The organism is Vallitalea maricola (assembly GCF_036985595.1).
Taxonomy (GTDB): domain Bacteria; phylum Bacillota; class Clostridia; order Lachnospirales; family Vallitaleaceae; genus Vallitalea; species Vallitalea maricola.
The window spans coordinates 1-20,677 of sequence record NZ_BTPU01000095.1; the positions used below are offsets into that span (position 1 = coordinate 1).

General features: G+C 30.2%; 17 protein-coding genes. 15 read left to right on the forward strand and 2 right to left on the reverse strand.

Annotated features, from left to right (window positions below; translation table 11 throughout):
• Positions 1-621 precede the first annotated feature (621 nt).
• From AACQ14_RS21810 to AACQ14_RS21830, 5 genes are all read left to right on the forward strand, one after another.
• The gene (locus AACQ14_RS21810) at positions 622-1,392 is read left to right on the forward strand and encodes a ParA family protein (RefSeq protein WP_339365684.1); all 771 of its coding nucleotides are present in this window, start codon (positions 622-624) and stop codon (positions 1,390-1,392) included.
• Between the two features lie 2 nt (positions 1,393-1,394).
• Entirely contained in the window at positions 1,395-2,276 is an 882-nt protein-coding gene (locus AACQ14_RS21815; protein ID WP_339365685.1) for a ParB/RepB/Spo0J family partition protein, read from the forward strand.
• A gap of 7 nt (positions 2,277-2,283) precedes the next feature.
• Positions 2,284-2,781: a DUF4446 family protein gene (locus AACQ14_RS21820; RefSeq protein WP_339365686.1), complete on the forward strand. Its 498-nt coding sequence runs from the start codon at positions 2,284-2,286 to the stop codon at positions 2,779-2,781.
• A gap of 84 nt (positions 2,782-2,865) precedes the next feature.
• Positions 2,866-3,156: a YkuS family protein gene (locus AACQ14_RS21825; protein WP_339365687.1), complete on the forward strand. Its 291-nt coding sequence runs from the start codon at positions 2,866-2,868 to the stop codon at positions 3,154-3,156.
• A complete protein-coding gene (locus AACQ14_RS21830) occupies positions 3,153-3,962 on the forward strand; it encodes a Cof-type HAD-IIB family hydrolase (RefSeq protein ID WP_339365688.1) in 810 nt (269 codons plus the stop codon). The genes AACQ14_RS21825 and AACQ14_RS21830 overlap by 4 nt, the downstream gene beginning before the upstream one ends.
• A 111-nt stretch (positions 3,963-4,073) precedes the next feature.
• On the opposite strand, the gene adhE is transcribed toward AACQ14_RS21830, so the two are convergent.
• Positions 4,074-6,689 (reverse strand): bifunctional acetaldehyde-CoA/alcohol dehydrogenase, encoded by a 2,616-nt coding sequence (gene adhE, locus AACQ14_RS21835; RefSeq protein ID WP_339365689.1) that lies wholly within the window; start codon positions 6,687-6,689, stop codon positions 4,074-4,076.
• Between the two features lie 1,120 nt (positions 6,690-7,809).
• Here adhE and AACQ14_RS21840 point away from each other — a divergent pair.
• Positions 7,810-8,871, forward strand: a complete 1,062-nt coding sequence (locus tag AACQ14_RS21840) for an HD-GYP domain-containing protein (protein ID WP_339365690.1) — start codon at positions 7,810-7,812, stop codon at positions 8,869-8,871.
• Between the two features lie 413 nt (positions 8,872-9,284).
• On the forward strand, positions 9,285-10,556 hold the full coding sequence (gene serS, locus AACQ14_RS21845; protein ID WP_113672950.1) for a serine--tRNA ligase: 1,272 nt from the start codon (positions 9,285-9,287) through the stop codon (positions 10,554-10,556).
• Positions 10,557-10,658: 102 nt separating this feature from the next.
• Here serS and AACQ14_RS21850 read toward each other — a convergent pair whose 3' ends face one another.
• Positions 10,659-10,937 carry an ArsR/SmtB family transcription factor gene (locus AACQ14_RS21850; protein ID WP_113672949.1) on the reverse strand — a complete coding sequence of 93 codons (279 nt, stop codon included), beginning with the start codon at positions 10,935-10,937 and terminating at the stop codon, positions 10,659-10,661.
• Between the two features lie 398 nt (positions 10,938-11,335).
• Here AACQ14_RS21850 and AACQ14_RS21855 point away from each other — a divergent pair, with 398 nt between their 5' ends.
• The 8 genes from AACQ14_RS21855 (at position 11,336) to AACQ14_RS21890 (ending at position 20,647) form a co-directional block, all read left to right on the forward strand.
• Positions 11,336-12,364: a substrate-binding domain-containing protein gene (locus AACQ14_RS21855; RefSeq protein ID WP_339365691.1), complete on the forward strand. Its 1,029-nt coding sequence runs from the start codon at positions 11,336-11,338 to the stop codon at positions 12,362-12,364.
• A complete protein-coding gene (locus AACQ14_RS21860) occupies positions 12,361-12,780 on the forward strand; it encodes a CHASE3 domain-containing protein (RefSeq protein ID WP_339365692.1) in 420 nt (139 codons plus the stop codon). Before AACQ14_RS21855 ends, AACQ14_RS21860 begins: the two co-directional genes overlap by 4 nt.
• A 207-nt stretch (positions 12,781-12,987) precedes the next feature.
• Complete coding sequence (locus tag AACQ14_RS21865; RefSeq protein ID WP_339365693.1) at positions 12,988-13,896, forward strand: sensor histidine kinase; 909 nt, start codon at positions 12,988-12,990, stop codon at positions 13,894-13,896.
• A gap of 1 nt (position 13,897) precedes the next feature.
• Positions 13,898-15,481, forward strand: coding sequence for a response regulator (locus AACQ14_RS21870; protein ID WP_339365694.1), 1,584 nt, complete (start codon positions 13,898-13,900; stop codon positions 15,479-15,481).
• A 20-nt stretch (positions 15,482-15,501) separates the two neighbouring features.
• The gene (locus AACQ14_RS21875) at positions 15,502-16,572 is read left to right on the forward strand and encodes a substrate-binding domain-containing protein (RefSeq protein WP_339365695.1); all 1,071 of its coding nucleotides are present in this window, start codon (positions 15,502-15,504) and stop codon (positions 16,570-16,572) included.
• 204 nt (positions 16,573-16,776) lie between these two features.
• Positions 16,777-17,802, forward strand: a complete 1,026-nt coding sequence (locus AACQ14_RS21880) for a sugar ABC transporter substrate-binding protein (protein WP_339365696.1) — start codon at positions 16,777-16,779, stop codon at positions 17,800-17,802.
• A 128-nt stretch (positions 17,803-17,930) separates the two neighbouring features.
• Positions 17,931-19,451, forward strand: a complete 1,521-nt coding sequence (locus tag AACQ14_RS21885) for a xylose ABC transporter ATP-binding protein (RefSeq protein ID WP_339365697.1) — start codon at positions 17,931-17,933, stop codon at positions 19,449-19,451.
• Between the two features lie 2 nt (positions 19,452-19,453).
• A complete protein-coding gene (locus AACQ14_RS21890; protein WP_339365698.1) occupies positions 19,454-20,647 on the forward strand; it encodes a sugar ABC transporter permease in 1,194 nt (397 codons plus the stop codon).
• Positions 20,648-20,677: the final 30 nt, after the last annotated feature.

Below are 20,677 nucleotides of genomic sequence, written 5' to 3' on the forward strand. Positions count from 1 at the left end.
TTTCACGTGAAACATTTATACTAAGGGACGTGGAACTAATATGAAATAAGATAGCTGGTGGATAAGGTTGATAATATTATCATATTCCATGAATTAGTAGATATACCCTAATAAGTAATAGAAATACATACATTTTCTGGAGAGACAATCTATAGCGCATAATTGATCTATATATAGCTAATACAAATACTATAGAGCATATCTAAGTTTCACGTGAAACATTCATTAGATTACACAACAAACTAAATTTACCCAATTACACGTATATAAGTGTGATAAATAGTTAGTTTTACGAAGACCGTTCCTTGGAGTAAGGCGAAGTAAAACTAACTATTTATCACTACGATAACTACCGTGTAGCCCCTAATCTAATTCACCACTAATAAACTAACTAATATCCTAAGAATCTACTAACCTAATACCACCATTAATCAATAAAATAACTCATCTAAAAACTCGTTACATTAACAATAACCCTTTGGAATTTATTCATCCAACCTACAATCAATTATAATACCTATACCAATATCCACTTTTTAACTAAATCTATCTAAAAAAATAGATTTAAAAAACCTATTGTGATATAATTAATAAAACGATATCCGAAAGAAGGGAATAATAATGGGAAGAATCATAGCCGTAGCTAACCAAAAAGGTGGTGTTGGTAAAACAACTACATCTGTAAATTTATCTTCTTGCTTAGCTGAAAAAGGGAAAAAAGTACTTACTCTAGATATTGATCCGCAAGGAAATACTACTAGAGGTTTAGGAATAGATAAGAGGAAGTTAAAGAATACTACATATGAGTTGCTTTTAGGACAAGCACCCTTGAAAAAGTGTATAATTAAAAATGTATTTAAGAATATATCCCTTATGCCTGCTGATGTTGATTTAGCTGGTGCAGAGATAGAGTTGATTGGAATGGATGATAATAGTTTCATATTGAAGAAGCAAATTGATCAAGTAAGAGATAACTATGATTACATAATCATTGATTGTCCACCATCATTAAGTTCTTTAACAGTAAATGCTCTGACTACAGCGGATACAGTTTTAGTACCTATACAGTGTGAATTCTTTGCTTTAGAGGGATTGTCTCAGCTTATGTATACTATTAACTTAGTCAAGAAGAGATTAAATCCTAATCTTGAGATTGAAGGAGTAGTATTTACAATGTATGATGCTAGAACTAATTTGTCTATGCAGGTAGTGGATGAAGTTAAAAAAGAGTTGAAAAGGACAAATATTTATAAAACAATAATACCAAGAAATGTTAGATTAGGAGAAGCACCAAGTCATGGAATCCCGATTAATCTATATGATTCTAATTCAAAAGGTGCCGAAAGTTATAGGTTATTAGCAGATGAAGTGATAAATAGGAAGGATGTTTAGAAATGGCTGTCGTAAAAAGAGGGTTAGGAAAAGGTCTATCTGCTCTTATTACAGATGATCTTGAACAAGAAATCACTGATAAAAGTAAAGGTATAGTTAAAATAAATATTAATGAAGTTGGTCCCAATAAAGAGCAACCACGAAAAAAGTTTGATGAAGATCAATTACAGGAGTTGTCAGATTCCATAAAACAATATGGAGTTATTCAGCCATTGATAGTTATTAAAAAGAATAAATATTATGAAATAGTAGCAGGTGAAAGAAGATGGAGAGCCTCAAAATTAGCTGGATTGAAGGAAGTGCCAGTAATAATAAAAGGTTATACACCTAGAGAGAAACTAGAAGTATCGCTTATAGAAAATATACAGAGAGAGAATCTTAATCCTATAGAAGAAGCGTTTGCATATCAGAAACTTATTAATGATTTTAAGTTAAAACAGGATGATGTGGCTGAAAAGGTTTCAAAAAGTCGTTCTGCAATAGCAAATTCTATGAGATTATTGAATCTGGATGAAAGAGTGCAGAGGATGATAGTTGATGAAATGATCTCTAGTGGACATGCACGAGCATTATTAGCAATAAAGGATGGTGAGATTCAATATAATATTGCAAACAAAGTATTTGATGAAAAATTAAGTGTTAGAGATACAGAAAAACTCATCAAGAGTATTACAAAACCTAAGACTCCTAAAAAGGAATCAAGTAATGATGAAGCCTTAACTGCTATATATAAAGATGTAGAAGAAAGATTTAAAGAGATTCTTGGAACAAAAGTTACTATTAATCGTAAAAGTAAGAAAAAGGGGAAAATAGAAATAGAATATTACTCAGATGATGAGTTAGAAAGATTAATTGAATTGATTAATTCAATCAAGGAAGGATAGTTTTTAGATGGAGATGTTAAATTATTATATTACTAATAACGTTGAGTTAATAGTATTAGTATTATGTGGTATAACATTATTGATGTTGATACTATTAATTATTAATTCTATTAGAATAAAGAAATGGAAAAATAAGTATTATCAATTTATGAACTCTAAGGAAGATTTTAATATTGAAGATGTATTGCAAAATAATATTAAAGATATAGATGGACTAAAGAATATTCTTCATAAGCAAAAGCTTGATATAAGAGAAATGGAAAAACATGTTAGACAATCTATTGAAAAAGTTGCTGTTGTTAAATATAATGCCTTTGATAATATGGGTGGACAATTAAGTTTTGTCTTAGCATTATTGAATCAAACAGATAGTGGTGTTTTATTGAATGGTATGCATAGTAGGGAAGGCTGCTATATGTATGTAAAAGAAATAAAAGATGGTAAAAGCGAGAAAGTTCTTTCAGAAGAAGAAAAATCAGCTCTAGAAAAGGCAGTGAAACAATAAGAAAAACAATTAACAATATTTAATTTTAATATTATATTTTACCGACTCTTGGTAATACTATTATTATTACTAGGAGGTGTTCTAATGGTCATATTAGTGCAAGATGGATTAGATAATATTGAAAATTATTTAATAGGAAGAGGCTACAAAGTAATTCATGGGAATAATACTACTAAAACTCATGATATATATATTTATTCAAGCTCTTCATATAAAGGTTTATATAATGAGATTTTTAGTAATAACATGCATAACTCTATAGCAACAAATAATGTATTAATGATTAATGCTAATAATAAATCTTATGCAGAGATAGAAGATATAATTAATAGTAGAAAATATAGTAGTTTATTTGAAAGTGAGGGCTTTTTTTGAGATACAAGATGTTAGTACTTGATATGGATGACACACTTCTAGATGATGATTTAAATATATCTACAGACAATATCAAAGCTATACAAGAAGCTAATAAAAAAGAAACAATAATAACTATCTGTTCTGGCAGGGTAAGTAAGTCCATTATAAGTATTATTAAGAAACTTGGAATTGCAAATGATAATGATTATTATATATCCTATAATGGTGCTGTTATCAATGATTTGAAAGGAAATAATATTTTTTATGAACCAGTGCCACAAGATATACTTCCAAAATTAATTGATATAGGTAGGGAATATGGAGTTGATATTCAACTCTATGATAAAAAAGGAGTAATCGTAGAACAAGTTACTTCTAGAACAGAGACTTATCAAGGGCTTAGTAACATACCTGCTGACGTTGTGGACGATCTTAAAAACTATAATCAATCAATCAAAATATTATATAACTATGATGATATTAAGATATTAGAACAGATGCAAGAGCATATCATAAAGTTATATGATGATAAAGTTAACGTATTCTTTTCAAAACCTACATATTTAGAAGTATTAAGTAAGAAAGCTAACAAAGGGATAGCATTAGAATATCTTGCCAATTATTTACATATAGATAAGGAAGAAATAATAGCTGTAGGGGATAGCTTCAATGATAAATATATGATTAAATATGCGGGTATGGGAGTAGCAATATGCAATGCTAGAGAAGAAATAAAAGAAATCGCGAATTATGTAACAAAATGTAATAATAATCAAAGTGGAGTTGCAGAAGTAATAAATAAATTCATATTAAAAGATTTTTAATGAATATCATTTTTATTTATTTCGATTATCAATAAAGTTAATATTTATATATAGCAAAAAAGAAGGGAAAAATGGCAACCCTTCTTTTTTGTTCTCATTTACATTATATATTTATTTTCCGTAGTAAGCTTTTTTGTATAAATCAACTAATTCTTTTACTAAAGGTAATCTTGGGTTAGCAGGAGTACACTGATCTTCAAATGCTCTGTCTGCTAAGTAATCAACTTTACTTAGGAATTCTTTTTCATCTACGCCAAATTCTTTTATTGTAGTTTTTACATTAAGTTCTTTCATAAGCTTTCTAACTGCATTAGCTAGTGATTTTACGCCTTCTTCTGGTGTCTTACAAGGTAAGTTAAGATGCTTAGCTATATCAGCGTATTTTTCTGGGGCTATGAATTTTTCATATTTAGGGAATGAAGCAAATTTAGTTGGAGTTTTGCTTCCGTTATATTCTATAATATGTGGTAATAATAGAGCATTAGCAGCACCATGAGGTATATGGAATTCTCCACCTAATTTATGAGCCATTGAGTGGTTTACACCAAGGAATGCATTAGTGAATGCCATACCAGCCATACATGAAGCATTATGCATTTTTTCTCTTGCTACAGCATCATTACCGTTTTTGTAAGCTCTTGGTAAGTATTCAAATACTAATTCAGCAGCTTTTAAAGCAAGTGCATCTGTATAATCAGAAGCTAACACAGAAACATAAGCTTCTAAAGCATGTGTCAATACATCAAGTCCAGTATTAGCTGTTACACTAGCAGGTACTGACATTACGAAATCTGGGTCGATTATTGCTACATCTGGTGTTAATTCATAATCAGCAAGAGGATATTTGATTCCTTTTTCTTTATCAGTGATAACTGCAAATGAAGTTACTTCTGATCCTGTACCTGATGTAGTAGGTATAGCAACAAATTTTGATTTATTACCCATAGTTGGGAATTTGTATACACGTTTTCTTATATCCATGAATTTCAGAGCCATATCACTGAATCTTGCTTCTGGATGTTCGTAAAATAACCACATTCCTTTTGCAGCGTCCATAGCTGAACCACCACCTAATGCGATAATTACATCAGGATCGAATTTCTGCATCATTTCTGCACCTTTTTTAACTGTTTCGATAGATGGGTCAGGCTCAACATCAGTAAATAGTTCACAATGTATACTATCAGTTCTATTTCTTAAATGATAAAGGATTTTATCAACATATCCGAATTTTACCATGAATGGGTCAGTAACGATGAAAGCTTTTTTGATATTAGGCATTTTACTTAAGTATTGTACTGAACCTGGTTCAAAGTATATTTTTTCTGGAATCTTAAACCATTGCATATTCACTCTTCTATTCGCCACTCTTTTCTTATTTATTAGATTAACAGCTGTTACATTTGATGTTGTTGAGTTTCTTCCATAAGAACCACAACCAAGTGTAAGCGATGGCATGTTAGTATTATATATATCTCCAATTGCTCCATGAGTAGAAGGAGAATTGATTATTATACGACCAGTTTTTAATCTGGAAGAGAATTGTTTTATAATTTCATCATCGTTAGAGTGAATAACTGATGAGTGTCCAAGACCACCAATTTCAACCATTTTTTCACATAAATCAATACCATCTTTAGCATTTTTTGCTTTAATGATAGCTAATACAGGAGATAATTTTTCTTTGGATAATGGATATTCATGTCCAACTCCATCAAGTTCACAACATAAAACCTTTGTATCTTCTGGTATATTTATATTAGCTAATCTAGCAATCTCTACAGGTGCTTTACCTACTATAGCTGGATTTACAGCACCTTTTTCAAGATTCATAACAACGCCTTCTAAGCGTTTAGTTTCTTCTTTTGTTGTAAAGTAGCAGTTTTGTTTTTTCATGTAATCTGTTACTTGTTTATATATAGGTTCTTCAATAATTGCTCCTTGTTCAGATGCACAAATCATTCCATTGTCAAATGCTTTTGATAAGATTAAATCTGTTGCAGCTCTTTCAACATCAGCAGTTTTTTCTATAAAGCAAGGTACGTTACCAGGTCCAACACCAAGTGCAGGTTTTCCAGTTGAATAAGCTGATTTAACCATTCCAGATCCACCTGTAGCAAGTACTAAAGCAACACCAGAATGGTTCATTAATGTATTAGTAGCTTCTAATGAAGGTGTTTCTATCCATTGAATACAGTTTTCTGGAGCACCAGCTTTTACAGCCGCATCTCTTACAATTCTTGCTGCTTCAGCAGAACACTTTTGAGCTGAAGGATGGAATGCAAAGATGATTGGGTTTCTTGCTTTGGCTGAAATAATAGCTTTAAATAACGTAGTTGAAGTTGGGTTAGTAACAGGAGTTACACCAGCAACAACACCAACAGGTTCTGCAACTTCCATGTAATCTTCTTCTTTATTTATATTAGTGATACCTACTGTTTTTTCATATTTGATACTATGGTAGATATATTCTGTTGCAAACATATTTTTAGTTATTTTGTCTTCATATACTCCTCTACCAGTTTCATCAACAGCTAGTTTAGCTAAATACATATGTTTGTCTAATCCTGCAAGTGACATTTCTTTAACAATGTTATCTACTTGTTCTTGGTTAAGTTGTAAATATTCGTCTAATGCTATTGTAGCTTTTGATACTAATTCATCAATCATTTTTGGCACATCAACATTTGGTTTATCATTAGTTTTAGTGACTTTTGTGTTTGCCATAATTATATACCTCCTAGATATTTTTAATATTAGTTTTCCCTATTTTGTAATTATAATGCGACATGTAGTCGCTTAATAAATTGATTTCAGTACATAAATAATGTTAAAATATTAACAATTATTTTCAAAAAAATATTACACTGACATAATAGCAAATTGATAATATTTTGTCAATAACTAAAATAAAAATATACAAATTGAAATATACAATATAACTATAAATACAGTATACAAGACAGCATATTTCACATAACAAAGATTTAATTATAGTAATTATATATAAAAAAACACTATACATATTTAATTACAGTCCTAACCTAGAGAAGTTATAATATTAAATATAATTAAAATTAGTTAAATTTATAACAATAAATTGCGATTTAGAAAACTTAATAGATTAATTGAATAGGATATAAAAAATAACAAAAAACGTAATTTACTTAATCTAAATAGCTATTATTATATAGGTAATGTTTTAATCAAATTTATATATTTTTGATATAAGATTATAATTTATTTCAAGGTATATTAATTGAGAAAATAACATTTTTTTATATAGATTAGTATATGAAATATGAACTATTTTACTTCTTTTTGATAGAAAAAAATAAGAGAATAGGTATTTATTACTAATATGAAAAATAACCTGCGTTTCAGGGGGGGAATAAAACGCAGGTTGAGGGGGGTATTAGATGATGTACCATATTATTGAGGCTTATTTCCTAAATCAAAATCCTCATAAATAAAACATTGTAAATAAATGGTACATTAATAATGATTACCATAATAAGTCTTTTTATTCATTTATTTCAATTTTAATTGAAGATACTATAAAAAAATGATATGATTATATCAACTGTAAAGAGAATTTATATAAGGTGCATTAAATAATTGCTATAGTTAGCAATTATTAAGTTTAATTCTATTTATAAAATTAAGGAAAATATATTGAACTTATTGAAATGGGTGTATGGATATTTAAGTTCAATATATAGTAATGAATAATGATAAAGAACAAATAATTATCTTTAGAAACTTGATTAATATTATTTTATTTGATTATTTATTAATAAGTGGTTAGTTTATAGAGATTTTTTAGCCGTTCTGTAGGTGGGATTTAATGAGAAGAGTACTAATAGACAATTTAAAAGGTAATGAGAGAGTAGCACGACCAGTTTATTCATTAAATGGTAGCTTTCTTTTATCAAAGGGGATTCATATTAAGAAATCTTATGTTGTTCGTTTAAGAGAGCTAGGAGTAGATTACATCTATATAGAGGATGAATTATCTGAAGGTGTTGAATTAAAAGACTTTATTGAAGAAAAGACAAGAGAAAACTGTAAAAAAGAAGTTAAAAAAGTATTAGAAAATTATAGTACCCAAGGACATCTAGAATTAACTAACATTGTATCAGCTGCTCAGGATATTGTTGAGGATGTATTGACCCAACGTAATATTATTGTTAATCTAGTTGATATTAGGAGAAAAGATGAATATACATATGCCCATTCCGTCAATGTGTGCGCTTTAGCAGTTTTATTGTCTATAAAGTTAGGTTATAATAAAAATAGAGTTAAAGACATAGCTATAGGTGCTTTATTGCATGATCTAGGCAAAGTTCTTATTCCAGAAGAAATCCTTAATAAACCTGGTAAGTTAACTGAAAAAGAATACGAAATAGTTAAGCAACATGTAATCTATGGTTATGAAGCGATAAGCGAAGCTTCATGGATAAGTTCTATATCTAAAGTCATAATATTAACTCATCATGAAAATGTTGACGGTTCTGGATATCCTTTCGGCTGGAGTGGTAATAAAATCAATAGTGCGACCAAAATTATTTCTATATGTAATGTTTTTGATTCAATGGTTACTAAAAAACCTTATAGAGAAGCTTATAAGATATATGAAGTAATAGAATATCTTATTGCTAATAAAGGACGATTATTTGATGAAGAGATTGTTGATGAGTTTATTAAATATATAGCAGTATATCCATCAGGTATGGGAATAATAACTAATGAAGGAAAGAAAGGTATTGTTCTAAAACAAAATAATGGATTTCCCTCAAGACCTATCATAAGAATTTTGGAAGATGAAAACGGAAAATATGATGAGTGGGTGGAAATTGATTTAATGGAGAATAAAAAACTTTTTATTGTAGATACTTATGAAATATAGATAATAATATTTTAGGTTGAAAAGAAACATAATATATATTATAATTATTAAAAATAGTTTTTGTGCTATGATGGAAGCTAAGATTAAGGTAGTTTTTCAAGAGAGTCAGAGATGGTGAGAACTGGCAAAACGAAATAATCCCTCCACTTCCGGAGTACCTGACGATGAGTTAGAGGTTGGTATCCTTTATAATACTAATCAAGAGATTACAATTCTTATTGTAATAAATTGGGTGGCAACGCGGATATCCTTTCGTCCCATTAAGGGCGAAGGGTTTTTTTATTGTTTTTTATTTCAATAATAAATGTAATCCTTGAATATAAAGGTAAAGAGATATGGGATATTTTGAAATCTCTTAAGTGACTAAGTCGCTTGTTAATGGTATAGAAAGAAAAATAGAAGGAGTGAATAAGATGTTAGATATTAAAATGTTAAGAAACAATTTTGACCAAGTAAAAGAAGCTTTATCAAACAGAAAAGAGGATTTTGACCTTGATTCTTTTGTGGAGTTTGATACTAAGAGAAGACAATTATTACAAGAAGTAGAGCAATTGAAGAATAAGCAGAATGTTGTATCAAAACAAATACCTGCAATGAAAAAAGAAGGTAAAGATGTAAAAGAAGTATTAGCACAGATGAAAGAATTATCAAATAAAATTAAAGAAATAGATGGTGAAGTAAAAAAAGTTGATAGTGATTTATATAACTTTATGTTAACTATACCTAATATACCTAACGAATCAGTTCCAGCAGGTGATACAGACGAAGATAACGTTGAAATCAGACGTTGGGGAGAGGTTAGAAATTTTGGATTTGAACCAAAAGCACATTGGGATATTGGTAAAGATCTAGATATTCTTGATCCAGAATCAGCAGGTAAGATAACAGGAGCTAGATTTACTGTATACAAAGGTATGGGAGCAAGATTAGAAAGAGCTTTAATTAACTTTATGTTAGATCTGCATGTAGATAAACATGATTATACAGAAGTTTTTCCACCTTTTATGGTTCATAGAAAAAGCATGCTGGGAACTGGACAATTACCTAAGTTTGAAGAAGATGCATTCAAGGTTGAAGGAACAGATTATTTCTTAGTTCCAACAGCTGAAGTACCAGTAACTAATATGTATAGAGAACAAATACTTGATGGCGCTAAGTTGCCTATTAAACATTGTGCATATACAGCATGTTTCCGAGCAGAAGCAGGTTCAGCAGGAAGAGACACTAGAGGGCTGATAAGACAACATCAGTTCAATAAAGTTGAATTAGTAAAATTTGTAAAACCAGAAGAATCTTATAATGAACTTGAAAAGCTGACAAAAGATGCAGAAGAAGTTCTACAATTATTAAATATTCCTTATAGAGTAGTGAAGATATGTATGGGTGACTTAGGATTCACAGCTGCTATGAAATATGATATCGAAGTATGGATGCCAAGTTATGATAGATATGTAGAAATTTCAAGCTGTAGTAACTTTGAAACTTTCCAAGCTAGAAGAGCTAATATTAAATATAAAGATAATGTAAAAGATAAAGCAAAATTCATTCATACTCTTAATGGAAGTGGTGTAGCTGCAGGTAGAGCAACTGCTGCAATACTTGAGAATTTCCAACAAGAAGATGGAAGTGTTGTTATTCCAGAAGCCCTAAGAAATTATATGGGTGGTTTAGAGAAAATTCAATAATAGACTAATATAAACAGGACTATCTCTTATATGTTACAACAGCTTATAGCCGTCAATAATGTATTAAGAGTCAGTCCTGTATTTTTGTATTAAGTCATAAAATTAATCTTTAAAAAGGGAAGTAACCAGGTCAATTGCTATTTGATTAACTACTTTATAAGTGATTTCTAGTCCTTTACGTTCACCAACAATAATTCCAGCTGATTTTAATTTAGAAATATGCTGTGACACAGTTGATTGGGGTATGTTTAAACAACTCTGCATAAAAGAGACATTACAACCTTTATTTCTAATTAAACCATTAACAATGCACAATCTTGTAGGATGACCTAGTACCTTTAAAATTTCAGCTGCTTCATAATATTTATTTATATCTTCCATAATAATAATATCCCCCTATTAAGTCCTGCCCTTAGCGTTTTAATTCAATCATATATATTATTTTAGCAAATATAGTTATTTATGTAAATATATAGATTAAAAAATGTATTAATTTCTACAGAATTGTATAATTAATCACGTATAATAAGTTGATTATTTAAGCTTTAGAGGCATATCTTAATTTTATTATAAATGCCAATATTAGGTATGGGACTTAAATTGTTCATATAGGCTATAAAATTAGTTTTTGATTGGTATAAAATATGATAGTACTATTTTAATATTATTATGAAAATAAATCAAAAAAGTGCTATTTACAAGGAATATTAGGGATATGTTATAATTATAGACAGGAAAGTTTTAAAATAGACTACACTATCAAGTAAGGATGGACAAAAATGAAAAAAGTTATTTTAGGTATAATAATAGGTATATTATCTTTAGTATTAATAATAAGTCTAGGTCTTTCATTTTTATATATGAAAGATGTTAATTATAGTAAAGAACAGAAATTCAATAAAGATAAAGATTCACCTAAATACCACCTAATGGTTATTTCCAATGATATCAATACATTATCAGGGGAAACATTTTTAAAAGGACTCAATGATGCTAGCCACAAAATGAAAGTAGCATTAGAGATCAATGATGTTAAGAAAGAAGATATAAATGAACAGTTGGATTATATTAATATAGCTATTGCGTCAAAGGTTGATGGTATTATTCTTCAGGTAACGGATAATGAAAAAATCAAAGAAGCCATTAATCATGCTGTGGATATGGGAGTTCCCGTTGTAACTGTATTTGAAGATGTACCAGCTAGTAAAAGACAGAGTTATGTAGGGTCCAATTCATTTGAAATTGGAGAAAAAGCTGGCAAACTAGTTAGCGATGCCATAGATAATAAAGGAGAAATTGCTATAATCCTTGATAATATTCAAGAGAATGATTATTTGGAGACATCCAAGAATCTTATATTGTCAGGGTTCAAGGATATCACCAACAAATATGATGAAATGGAAATAAAAAAAGTTGAAGAATCTAAATTAGGTTTATTAGGAGCAGAAGATATAATCAGTAAGATAATAAACAGCTATCCTAATATAAGTGCAATCTTTTGCAGTAGTGTCAAAGACACTATCGGTGTTGCTCAAGTGATTGTAGACCTTAACAAAGTAGGAGATATTTCAATAGTTGGATATGGGGATAGTGAAGAAGTATTAAAGTATATTGAAAAGCATGTAATAGATGCCTCTATAGTTGATAATCCTTATGATATAGGTTATAAGAGTATAGATGCCATATTAGAAGTTATTACAAAAGGTACAACATCATCCTTTTATGATACTGGTGTAAATATAATCACTAATGACAATATTGATGATTATACAAATAAAAGGCAAAAGAGTGAAGGTGATGAAAGTTGAGATTCTTTGATAAGTTATTAAGGCTTAATACTATTCGCAGAAAAATGCTGGTTTATTTTATGATAACAATCATATTAATAAGCATTGTAAGTATTTTTACTTTCATAATGTCTAGTAAATTCATGAAAAAGATGGAATCCATGTTCGTTGATGGAGTTGCTCTTACAGAGCTATCTGAAACTGTTACAAAAGTAAATGTTAACCTTAATAATTATTTATCTACTAAACATTCAGATAGTCTTAATAACTATCTTAGATATAGTGATGAATTAAGAGGAAAAGCAATGGATATGAACAAAGGCTTATCTTATGACAACAACAGGTTATTACTTAAGGATATAGCTTTTATGATAGAAACATATCTTACTGAGGCTGATAAAGGGATAGCAGCGAAAAGAGGCCGGAATATTGATTAATATCTAAATGTATATACTACTACAACAAAATTAGAAAGTTACATTAAGGAATATATCAACAAAGTTAATTATAATGAATTCAATAGGAATACCAGGGAGTATCTCAATATAAAGAACAAATTAAAATTTTTGCTCCAGATTAATATTATACTAATATTAGATATAATAATATTATCTATTCTAATTATTTATTCTACAACATACAAAATGACAGAACCTATTATAAAATTATCCCATAATGCTGAAGAGATAGCTAAAGGAAATTTTGATATAGATGAAGTAATAGTATCTACTGAAGACGAAATCAAAGTAATGGCGGTAGCATTCAATAAGATGAAATCCAATATCAAAGAGTATATCAAGAAACTTAGAAATACAGCAGAAATGGAAGCCAAATTGATGGATCAGGAACTTCAGAACCTGAAGATGAAAAATCTTTTGGATAATGCTGAGTTACAAGCACTTCAATCTCAAATAAACCCACATTTTCTATTTAATACCTTGAATGCAGGAGTACAACTTGCAATGATGGAAGGTGCTGATACCACTAGCAGTTTCTTAGAAAACATGTCGGCCCTTTTCAGGTATAATATTAAGAAACTGGATAATCCAGTAACATTGAAAGAAGAAATTGAAAACATTAAATCATATTCTGAGTTGTTAAAAGTACGTTTTGGAGATTTTATTCAATTTGAATTCAGTGTTGACAATAGTATCTCTCAAATATTTATGCCTCCTCTGATTTTACAACCGTTAGTGGAAAATGCATGTATTCATGGAATTGGGGATTTGGAAGAAGGCGGTATAGTACGTATAGTTACAAGGAAAGAAAAAGAATATGGACAAATCATTATAGAAGATAATGGTGTTGGGATGAAGAAGGATGATATTGAGAAGGTACTCAAAGTAACCTCTGAATCCAAAATACTTCAGAAAGCAAAGAAGGGGCATACTACAGGTATAGGACTGGGAAATGTCATTCACAGATTACATCTATACTTCGGGAAAGAAGATGTAATAAAAATTATTAGTGAAAAAGGTATGGGGACTAAAATCGTTATTAACCTTCCTTTGGAAAATAAAGATATTCTATCAGACCGTGAGGAGATGCGTTAATATGTATAAGCTATTAGTTGTTGATGATGAGGAAATAGTTATAAATGCAGTCAAATTTATTATTAGTAAGAATTTTGATAATGTTGAAGTTATTGATAGTGCGAGAAATGGTAGAGAGGCTATAGAAAAAGCTAGTAATTATAATCCAGATATAATATTTATGGATATAAGGATGCCAGGTATAAACGGTATTGATGCTATTAAAGAAATAAAAGAAAGAAATAACAGAGTGCAATTTGTTATACTATCTGCTTATGAACAATTTGAATTTGCCAAAGAAGCAGTTAATCTAGGTGTAAAAGAGTATATTCTCAAGCCAATAAACAGATATAAACTTATTGATACACTGAACTCCATTATAAGCGACTTGGAAGAGAAGGAAAAAAAGAGGAAAAAAGAATTAGAAAACATAGAAAAACTTCAAAATATACTGCCTATACTTGAAAGTGGATTCATATACTCTATCTTAATGGATAAGGAGTTCGGAAAAGAAGTAAAAAGATACCGAGATCTCTTTGACCTAGGGGATGACGGAGGTTATATGATGATTATTGAGTTTGGTGAAGGTGAAAAAGCCATGTCTCTTACTAATAAGATTGGTTCAAGTGTAAAAAGCCAAAAATTTTATCCAAGTATTAGAGATATGTTAAAATATAGATGTAAATGCCTTATAGGTCCTACTATGATTAATAGGATAATTGTTTTTGTGGCAACAAAGGAACATGAGGATGAATACAAGCAGAGACTTGAAGCTATACACATGGCTGAAGATATTGTGAAAAAAGCTAAGAAAAGCACTGATGTAGAATTTTTTATAGGTATTGGAGGATACAGCCAAATTGAATATCTGCATAATTCTTATGAAGAAGCTTTGAAGGCTCTTAGAGACAATAGTGGTGAGCATGTTGTTCATATTATGGATGTAAAAGAGGTAAAAGATATTTCTCTAGATAAGTATAATGAACGATGTAAAAAATTATTAAGCAGCATTGAACTTGGAAATACAGATGAAGCATTATTAATACTTAATAAAATATTTGATAGTATATCTAAGTTAGTGCCTATCAATAGAAAAAGTAAAATGATAGAATTAATTGTGCTCATATATCAGATGGCTTATACTATGGGTATACCATCAGATATTTATATAAACTATTCTTCATATCTACAAGAAATAATTAATATGGAAGAAGAAAAACTCCAAAGATGGGCTATAAAACGAACAAAGCATATTATAAAGATGGTTAAAGAATATAAACAAAACAAAGTCAGTAAATTAATAATGAATGCTAAAGATTATATTGAAAAATATTTTAGCAATGAAATTACTTTAGAAGAGGTTTCTAAGATAATAAGTATAAGTCCTCAATATTTCAGCAGATTATTTAAAGAAGAGACAGGTTATAATTTTATTGAATATCTAACCAATATACGTATAAATAAGTCAAAGTCTCTTATTAAGAACTCTAACAAAACCATTAAAGAAATTTGTTATGAAGTAGGATATAATGATCCAAACTATTTCAGTAGATTATTCAAGAAGATTGTTGGTATATCACCTACGGAATACCAAAAAGACATATAAAAGTATAGGGGGTAATACTTATGTCATCAAATAGGAAGTTGAAGGTTATTATAGCAATAGTTAGTTTATTGATTATTATTGCAGGTACTATGATAGTTGTTGCTATTAACTCCAAAAAAGACCAAAAAGTCAAAGATGATACTATTAAGATTGGATTATCAATTGATTCTCTTGTAATAGAGAGATGGCAGAGAGATAGAAATATATTTGTAGCGAAAGCTAAAGAATTGGGCGCAGAGGTATTGGTTCTCAATGCTAATGAAGATAATGATACTCAGATTAAACAGATGAAATATCTGATTGAACAAGATGTTGATGTACTAGTTGTAATTCCATATGATAAGAATGGGATAACCGAAGTTACTAAAGCTGCTAAAAAGAAAGGTATAAAGGTTATAGCATACGATAGGCTCATATTTAATGCCAATGTAGATTATTATGTATCTTTTGATAATGAAAAAGTGGGAAGATATATGGCTGAAAGCATTTTGGGAGCTGTACCAAAAGGGAATTATGTAATTATTAATGGTTCAAGTAAAGATAACAACAGTAAGATGTTTAATAAAGGAACGATAGACGCACTAAAACCTTTTGTAGAAAAAGGTGACATCAATATATTAAAAGAGGTATGGGCAGAAGATTGGAGAGAAGAAGTAGCATATTCATGTATAGAAGAAATCCTATCAAAAGGAGAACATATTGATGGAATAATTGCTGCCAATGACCGTTTGGCAGAAGGGGCAATCGAAGCATTGGCTGAAAACAGAATAGCTGGAGATGTTGCAGTAGTTGGGCATGATGCCGATTTATCAGCATGTCAGAGGATTGTTGAAGGTACTCAACTTATGACAGTCTATAAACCTATAAAGATTCTTGCACAAGCAGCTGCTGAAATAGCTATCAAAATAGCAAAAGGCGAGATAATAGAGAATGAGACTCTTATTGATGATGGAACATATTATGTGAAATATATAAAACATGATGTTATTCCTGTAACCAAGGATAATATTGAAGATACTATAATAAGAGATGGATTCCATATTAAGGAAGATATCTATAGAAATATACCAGAGAGTGAGTGGAAGGATTAAATAGCATGTAATTCTAATGGAATAATTTAATATTAAAATTTTACTATATGATTAATATATTAAGAATAATACATTAAAATATTTAAGTTATTGATAATTTATTCTAGAGCCTTTTGGGCTCTTTTTTATTACAATGAATGTAGATAAGGTTGATACCTTATAAAACAGTTTTTTAATAACAATTAAAAATAACGGAGGGATTTTATGAGAAAGAAATTTAAGATGATGTCACTTATTATAGGACTTATGATGTTAACTTCACTATTTGCAGGATGTTCTTCTAAAAAGGATGACAAAATTGTTATAGGTTTATCACTTCCAACACAACAGGAAGAAAGATGGGTAAGAGACAAAGAAAAAATGGAAGCAGTTGCAAAAGAATTAGGAGTAGAGTTAAAAGTTCAAGTTGCCAATAATGACTTGTCACAACAAGATTCGCAAGCTAAGAACTTAATAGCTCAAGGAGTAGACGCATTAATAGTAGCTCCTCAAGATGCATCAGCAGCAGCTTCAATCGTTGATGAAGCAGCAAAAGAAGGTATCAAGGTAATTTCATATGACCGTTTAATAATGAATACAGAAAACATTGATGTATATATATCATTCGATAATGTGAAAGTTGGAGAATTACAAGGTAAATATATCACTGATCTAGTTCCAGAAGGAAATTATTTCCTAATGGCAGGTGCACCAACTGATAACAATGCAACATTATTCAAAGAAGGTGCTATGAAATATATTCAACCACTTGTTGATAGTGGAAAAATCAAAGTTTTAGTTGACCAGCCTGTTGATGACTGGAAACCAGAAAATGCTCTTAAGATAGTAGAGAATGCTCTTACAGCTAACAATAATAAAGTAGATGCAATCTTAGCGCCTAACGATGGTACTGCTGGTGGTGCTGTTCAAGCTTTAGCAGCACAAGGTCTTGACGGAAAAGTACCTATTACAGGACAAGATGCTGAGCTTGCAGGAGCAATAAGAATCGTTGAAGGTACACAAACTATGACTATCTTCAAAGATACTAGATTATTAGGTGAAGAAGCAATAAAAGCTGCTGTAGCATTAGTTAAAGGCGAAAAATTAGAAGATGCTAATCAAACTGTAAATAATAACTCAGTTGATGTTCCATCTATCTTATTAACACCATTTGCAGTAGATAAAGATAATATAGATGAATTATTGATCGACAGTGGTTACTTGAAAAAAGAAGACGTATACAGAGAATAATATCATTTAATAAGTGTAGAATATGATATCAATATTTATTTGGAATGTTGTTAAAATATGAAATTTTGGAGAAGGGATGACTTATTTCTTCTCCTTAAGAATGTTAGTAAAGAAAGGTGGTGCTTAGCATGAACGACTATATACTTCAAATGGAGGACATAACTAAAGTATTTCCTGGTGTAAAAGCTCTTGATAACGTTAATTTTAAGGTTAAAAGAGGAGAAATTCATGCTTTAGTAGGAGAAAATGGTGCTGGGAAATCCACTTTGATGAAAGTATTAAGTGGTGTTCATCCATATGGTAGTTACACAGGAAGAATCATGATAGATGGAAAAGAACAAAGATATAATGGCATCAAAGAATCTGAGCACGGTGGAGTAGCTATTATTTATCAAGAACTTGCCCTAGTTAAAGAGATGAATATAGCAGAAAATATCTATCTTGGAAATGAAATAAAGAAAAATGGTATGATAGATTGGAATAAGACAATCGCCAACACTTCCAAGTTATTAAAAGAAGTAGGGCTTAGTGACAATCCATTAACTAAGATAATAAAACTTGGAATAGGTAAACAGCAATTAATTGAGATTGCCAAAGCGATATCTAAGAATGTTAATATACTTATCCTAGATGAGCCTACAGCAGCTCTTAATGAGACAGAAAGCGAGAACCTCCTTAACATCATAAGAGAGCTTAAGAGTAAAGGAGTTACGTGCATATATATTTCACATAAATTAAATGAAGTAAAAGAAATAGCTGACAACATAACGATACTTAGAGATGGTCAGACTATATCAACTATGGTTAATGATGATAGTATGACAGAGGATAAGATCATATCTCTAATGGTAGGTAGAGAGTTAACTCAGAGATTCCCAAGAAAAGAGCATAAACCATCAGAACCTATGCTGGAAGTAGAGAACCTGACTGTATATAATCCAGAGATGCCTGATAAGAAGATAATAGATAATATTTCCTTTACAGCTAAAAAAGGAGAGATTTTAGGTATTGCAGGACTTATGGGAGCAGGTAGAACAGAACTTGCCATGAGCTTATTTGGTTCCTATGGTGTAGGTAAAACCGGAACTGTCAAGATTCAAGGTAAAAAGGAGACTATTAATAGCCCTAGAACAGCCATTAGAAAAGGATTATGTTATCTATCGGAAGATAGAAAGGTAAATGGACTTGTTCTTGGAATGGATATAAAAGAGAATACTACATTAGCTAATCTCCACAAGATTTCAAGACATGGTGTTATTAATCAGAATGAAGAGATTAAGATTACTAATGAATATGTAAAAGCCCTTAAAACAAAAACACCATCAATAGAACAAAAGGTTAGTAACTTAAGTGGAGGTAACCAACAAAAAGTTGTTCTAGCTAAATGGTTAATGGCAGACCCTAAGATTCTAATATTAGATGAACCTACAAGAGGTATAGACGTAGGGGCTAAATATGAGATATACAATATAATGAATGATTTAGTTGACAAAGGTGTTTCAATTATTATGATTTCATCTGAGCTTCCTGAAATTCTAGGAATGAGTGATAGGATACTCATTATGCATGAAGGTAAATTGACAGGTGAACTTGATTATAAAGATGCATCACAAGAGATAGTAATGCAATATGCAACGGGAGGGATGTAAGCATGTCTAATGAAAATGGAATTATAAGTCTTATTAGATTATCTCTAAAGAAAAATATAAAACAATATACAATGTTCATAGCTTTAATTGGATTAATGATTATATTCACAATACTTACTGGCGGTACATTCATAATGCCTAGGAACTTATCCAACTTGTTTATACAAACATCCTATATAGCGATTCTTGCTTGTGGGGTTGTACTTGTAATTGTTGCAGGTCATATAGATTTGTCTATCGGTTCAGTAGTAGGATTCTTAGGAGCCATAGCAGCTACATTACAAGTTAATCTTCATTATGGAACATTAGTTACTATATTAATAACATTATTTGTAGGTTTACTTATCGGATTATGGCAAGGTTATTGGGTTGCTTATAGGAATGTACCTGCATTCATTGTAACCCTAGCAGGAATGATGATCTTTAAAGGTGCACTTTTAGGTGTCACTAACGGGGCAACCATCGCGCCTTTAGATGATAGTTTCAAGGCTCTTGGACAAGGATATATTCCAAATATTGGTTCTCTTAATATAGGGTCTTTATCAATTAATATGACAACAGTTATTATAGGTATTATTGCAATAATTATCTATAATGCTTTAGAACTCAAGAAAAGAGGAGAAAGAAAAAGATATGATTTTGAAACTCTACCAAAGAATCTTCAAATGGTAAAAATGATTGTTGTATCTTTAGCTATAGCTATCTTCTTCGGTATCATGGCATCTTACAAAGGTGTACCTTATTCAATAGTATTTGTTTTGATAGTTGGTATTTTATATACATTTATTACTAAGAATACTACATTTGGACGTCACGTATATGCAATTGGTGGTAATAAGGAAGCTTCTAGATTATCAGGTATCAATATTAAACAGAGAAATCTTTTGATATTTGCATCCATGGGTATATTATCAGCATTAGGAGCTATTATCTTTACAGCTAGATTAAATGCGGCAAGTGCTTCAGCTGGAGCAGGACTTGAACTTGAAGTAATAGCATCAGCTATAATTGGTGGAACCAGTACTATGGGGGGAGAAGGAACTATAGTAGGAGCGATAATTGGTGCATTGGTTATGGCAACACTTAATAATGGAATGAGTCTTATGAATGTAGGACCAACATGGCAGTATATTGTTAAAGGACTTATACTATTATTAGCAGTTTGGGTAGATATTTCAACTAAAAAGAAAAACTAGAGTAGTTGTATAAAATAGACTCTGTTTTAG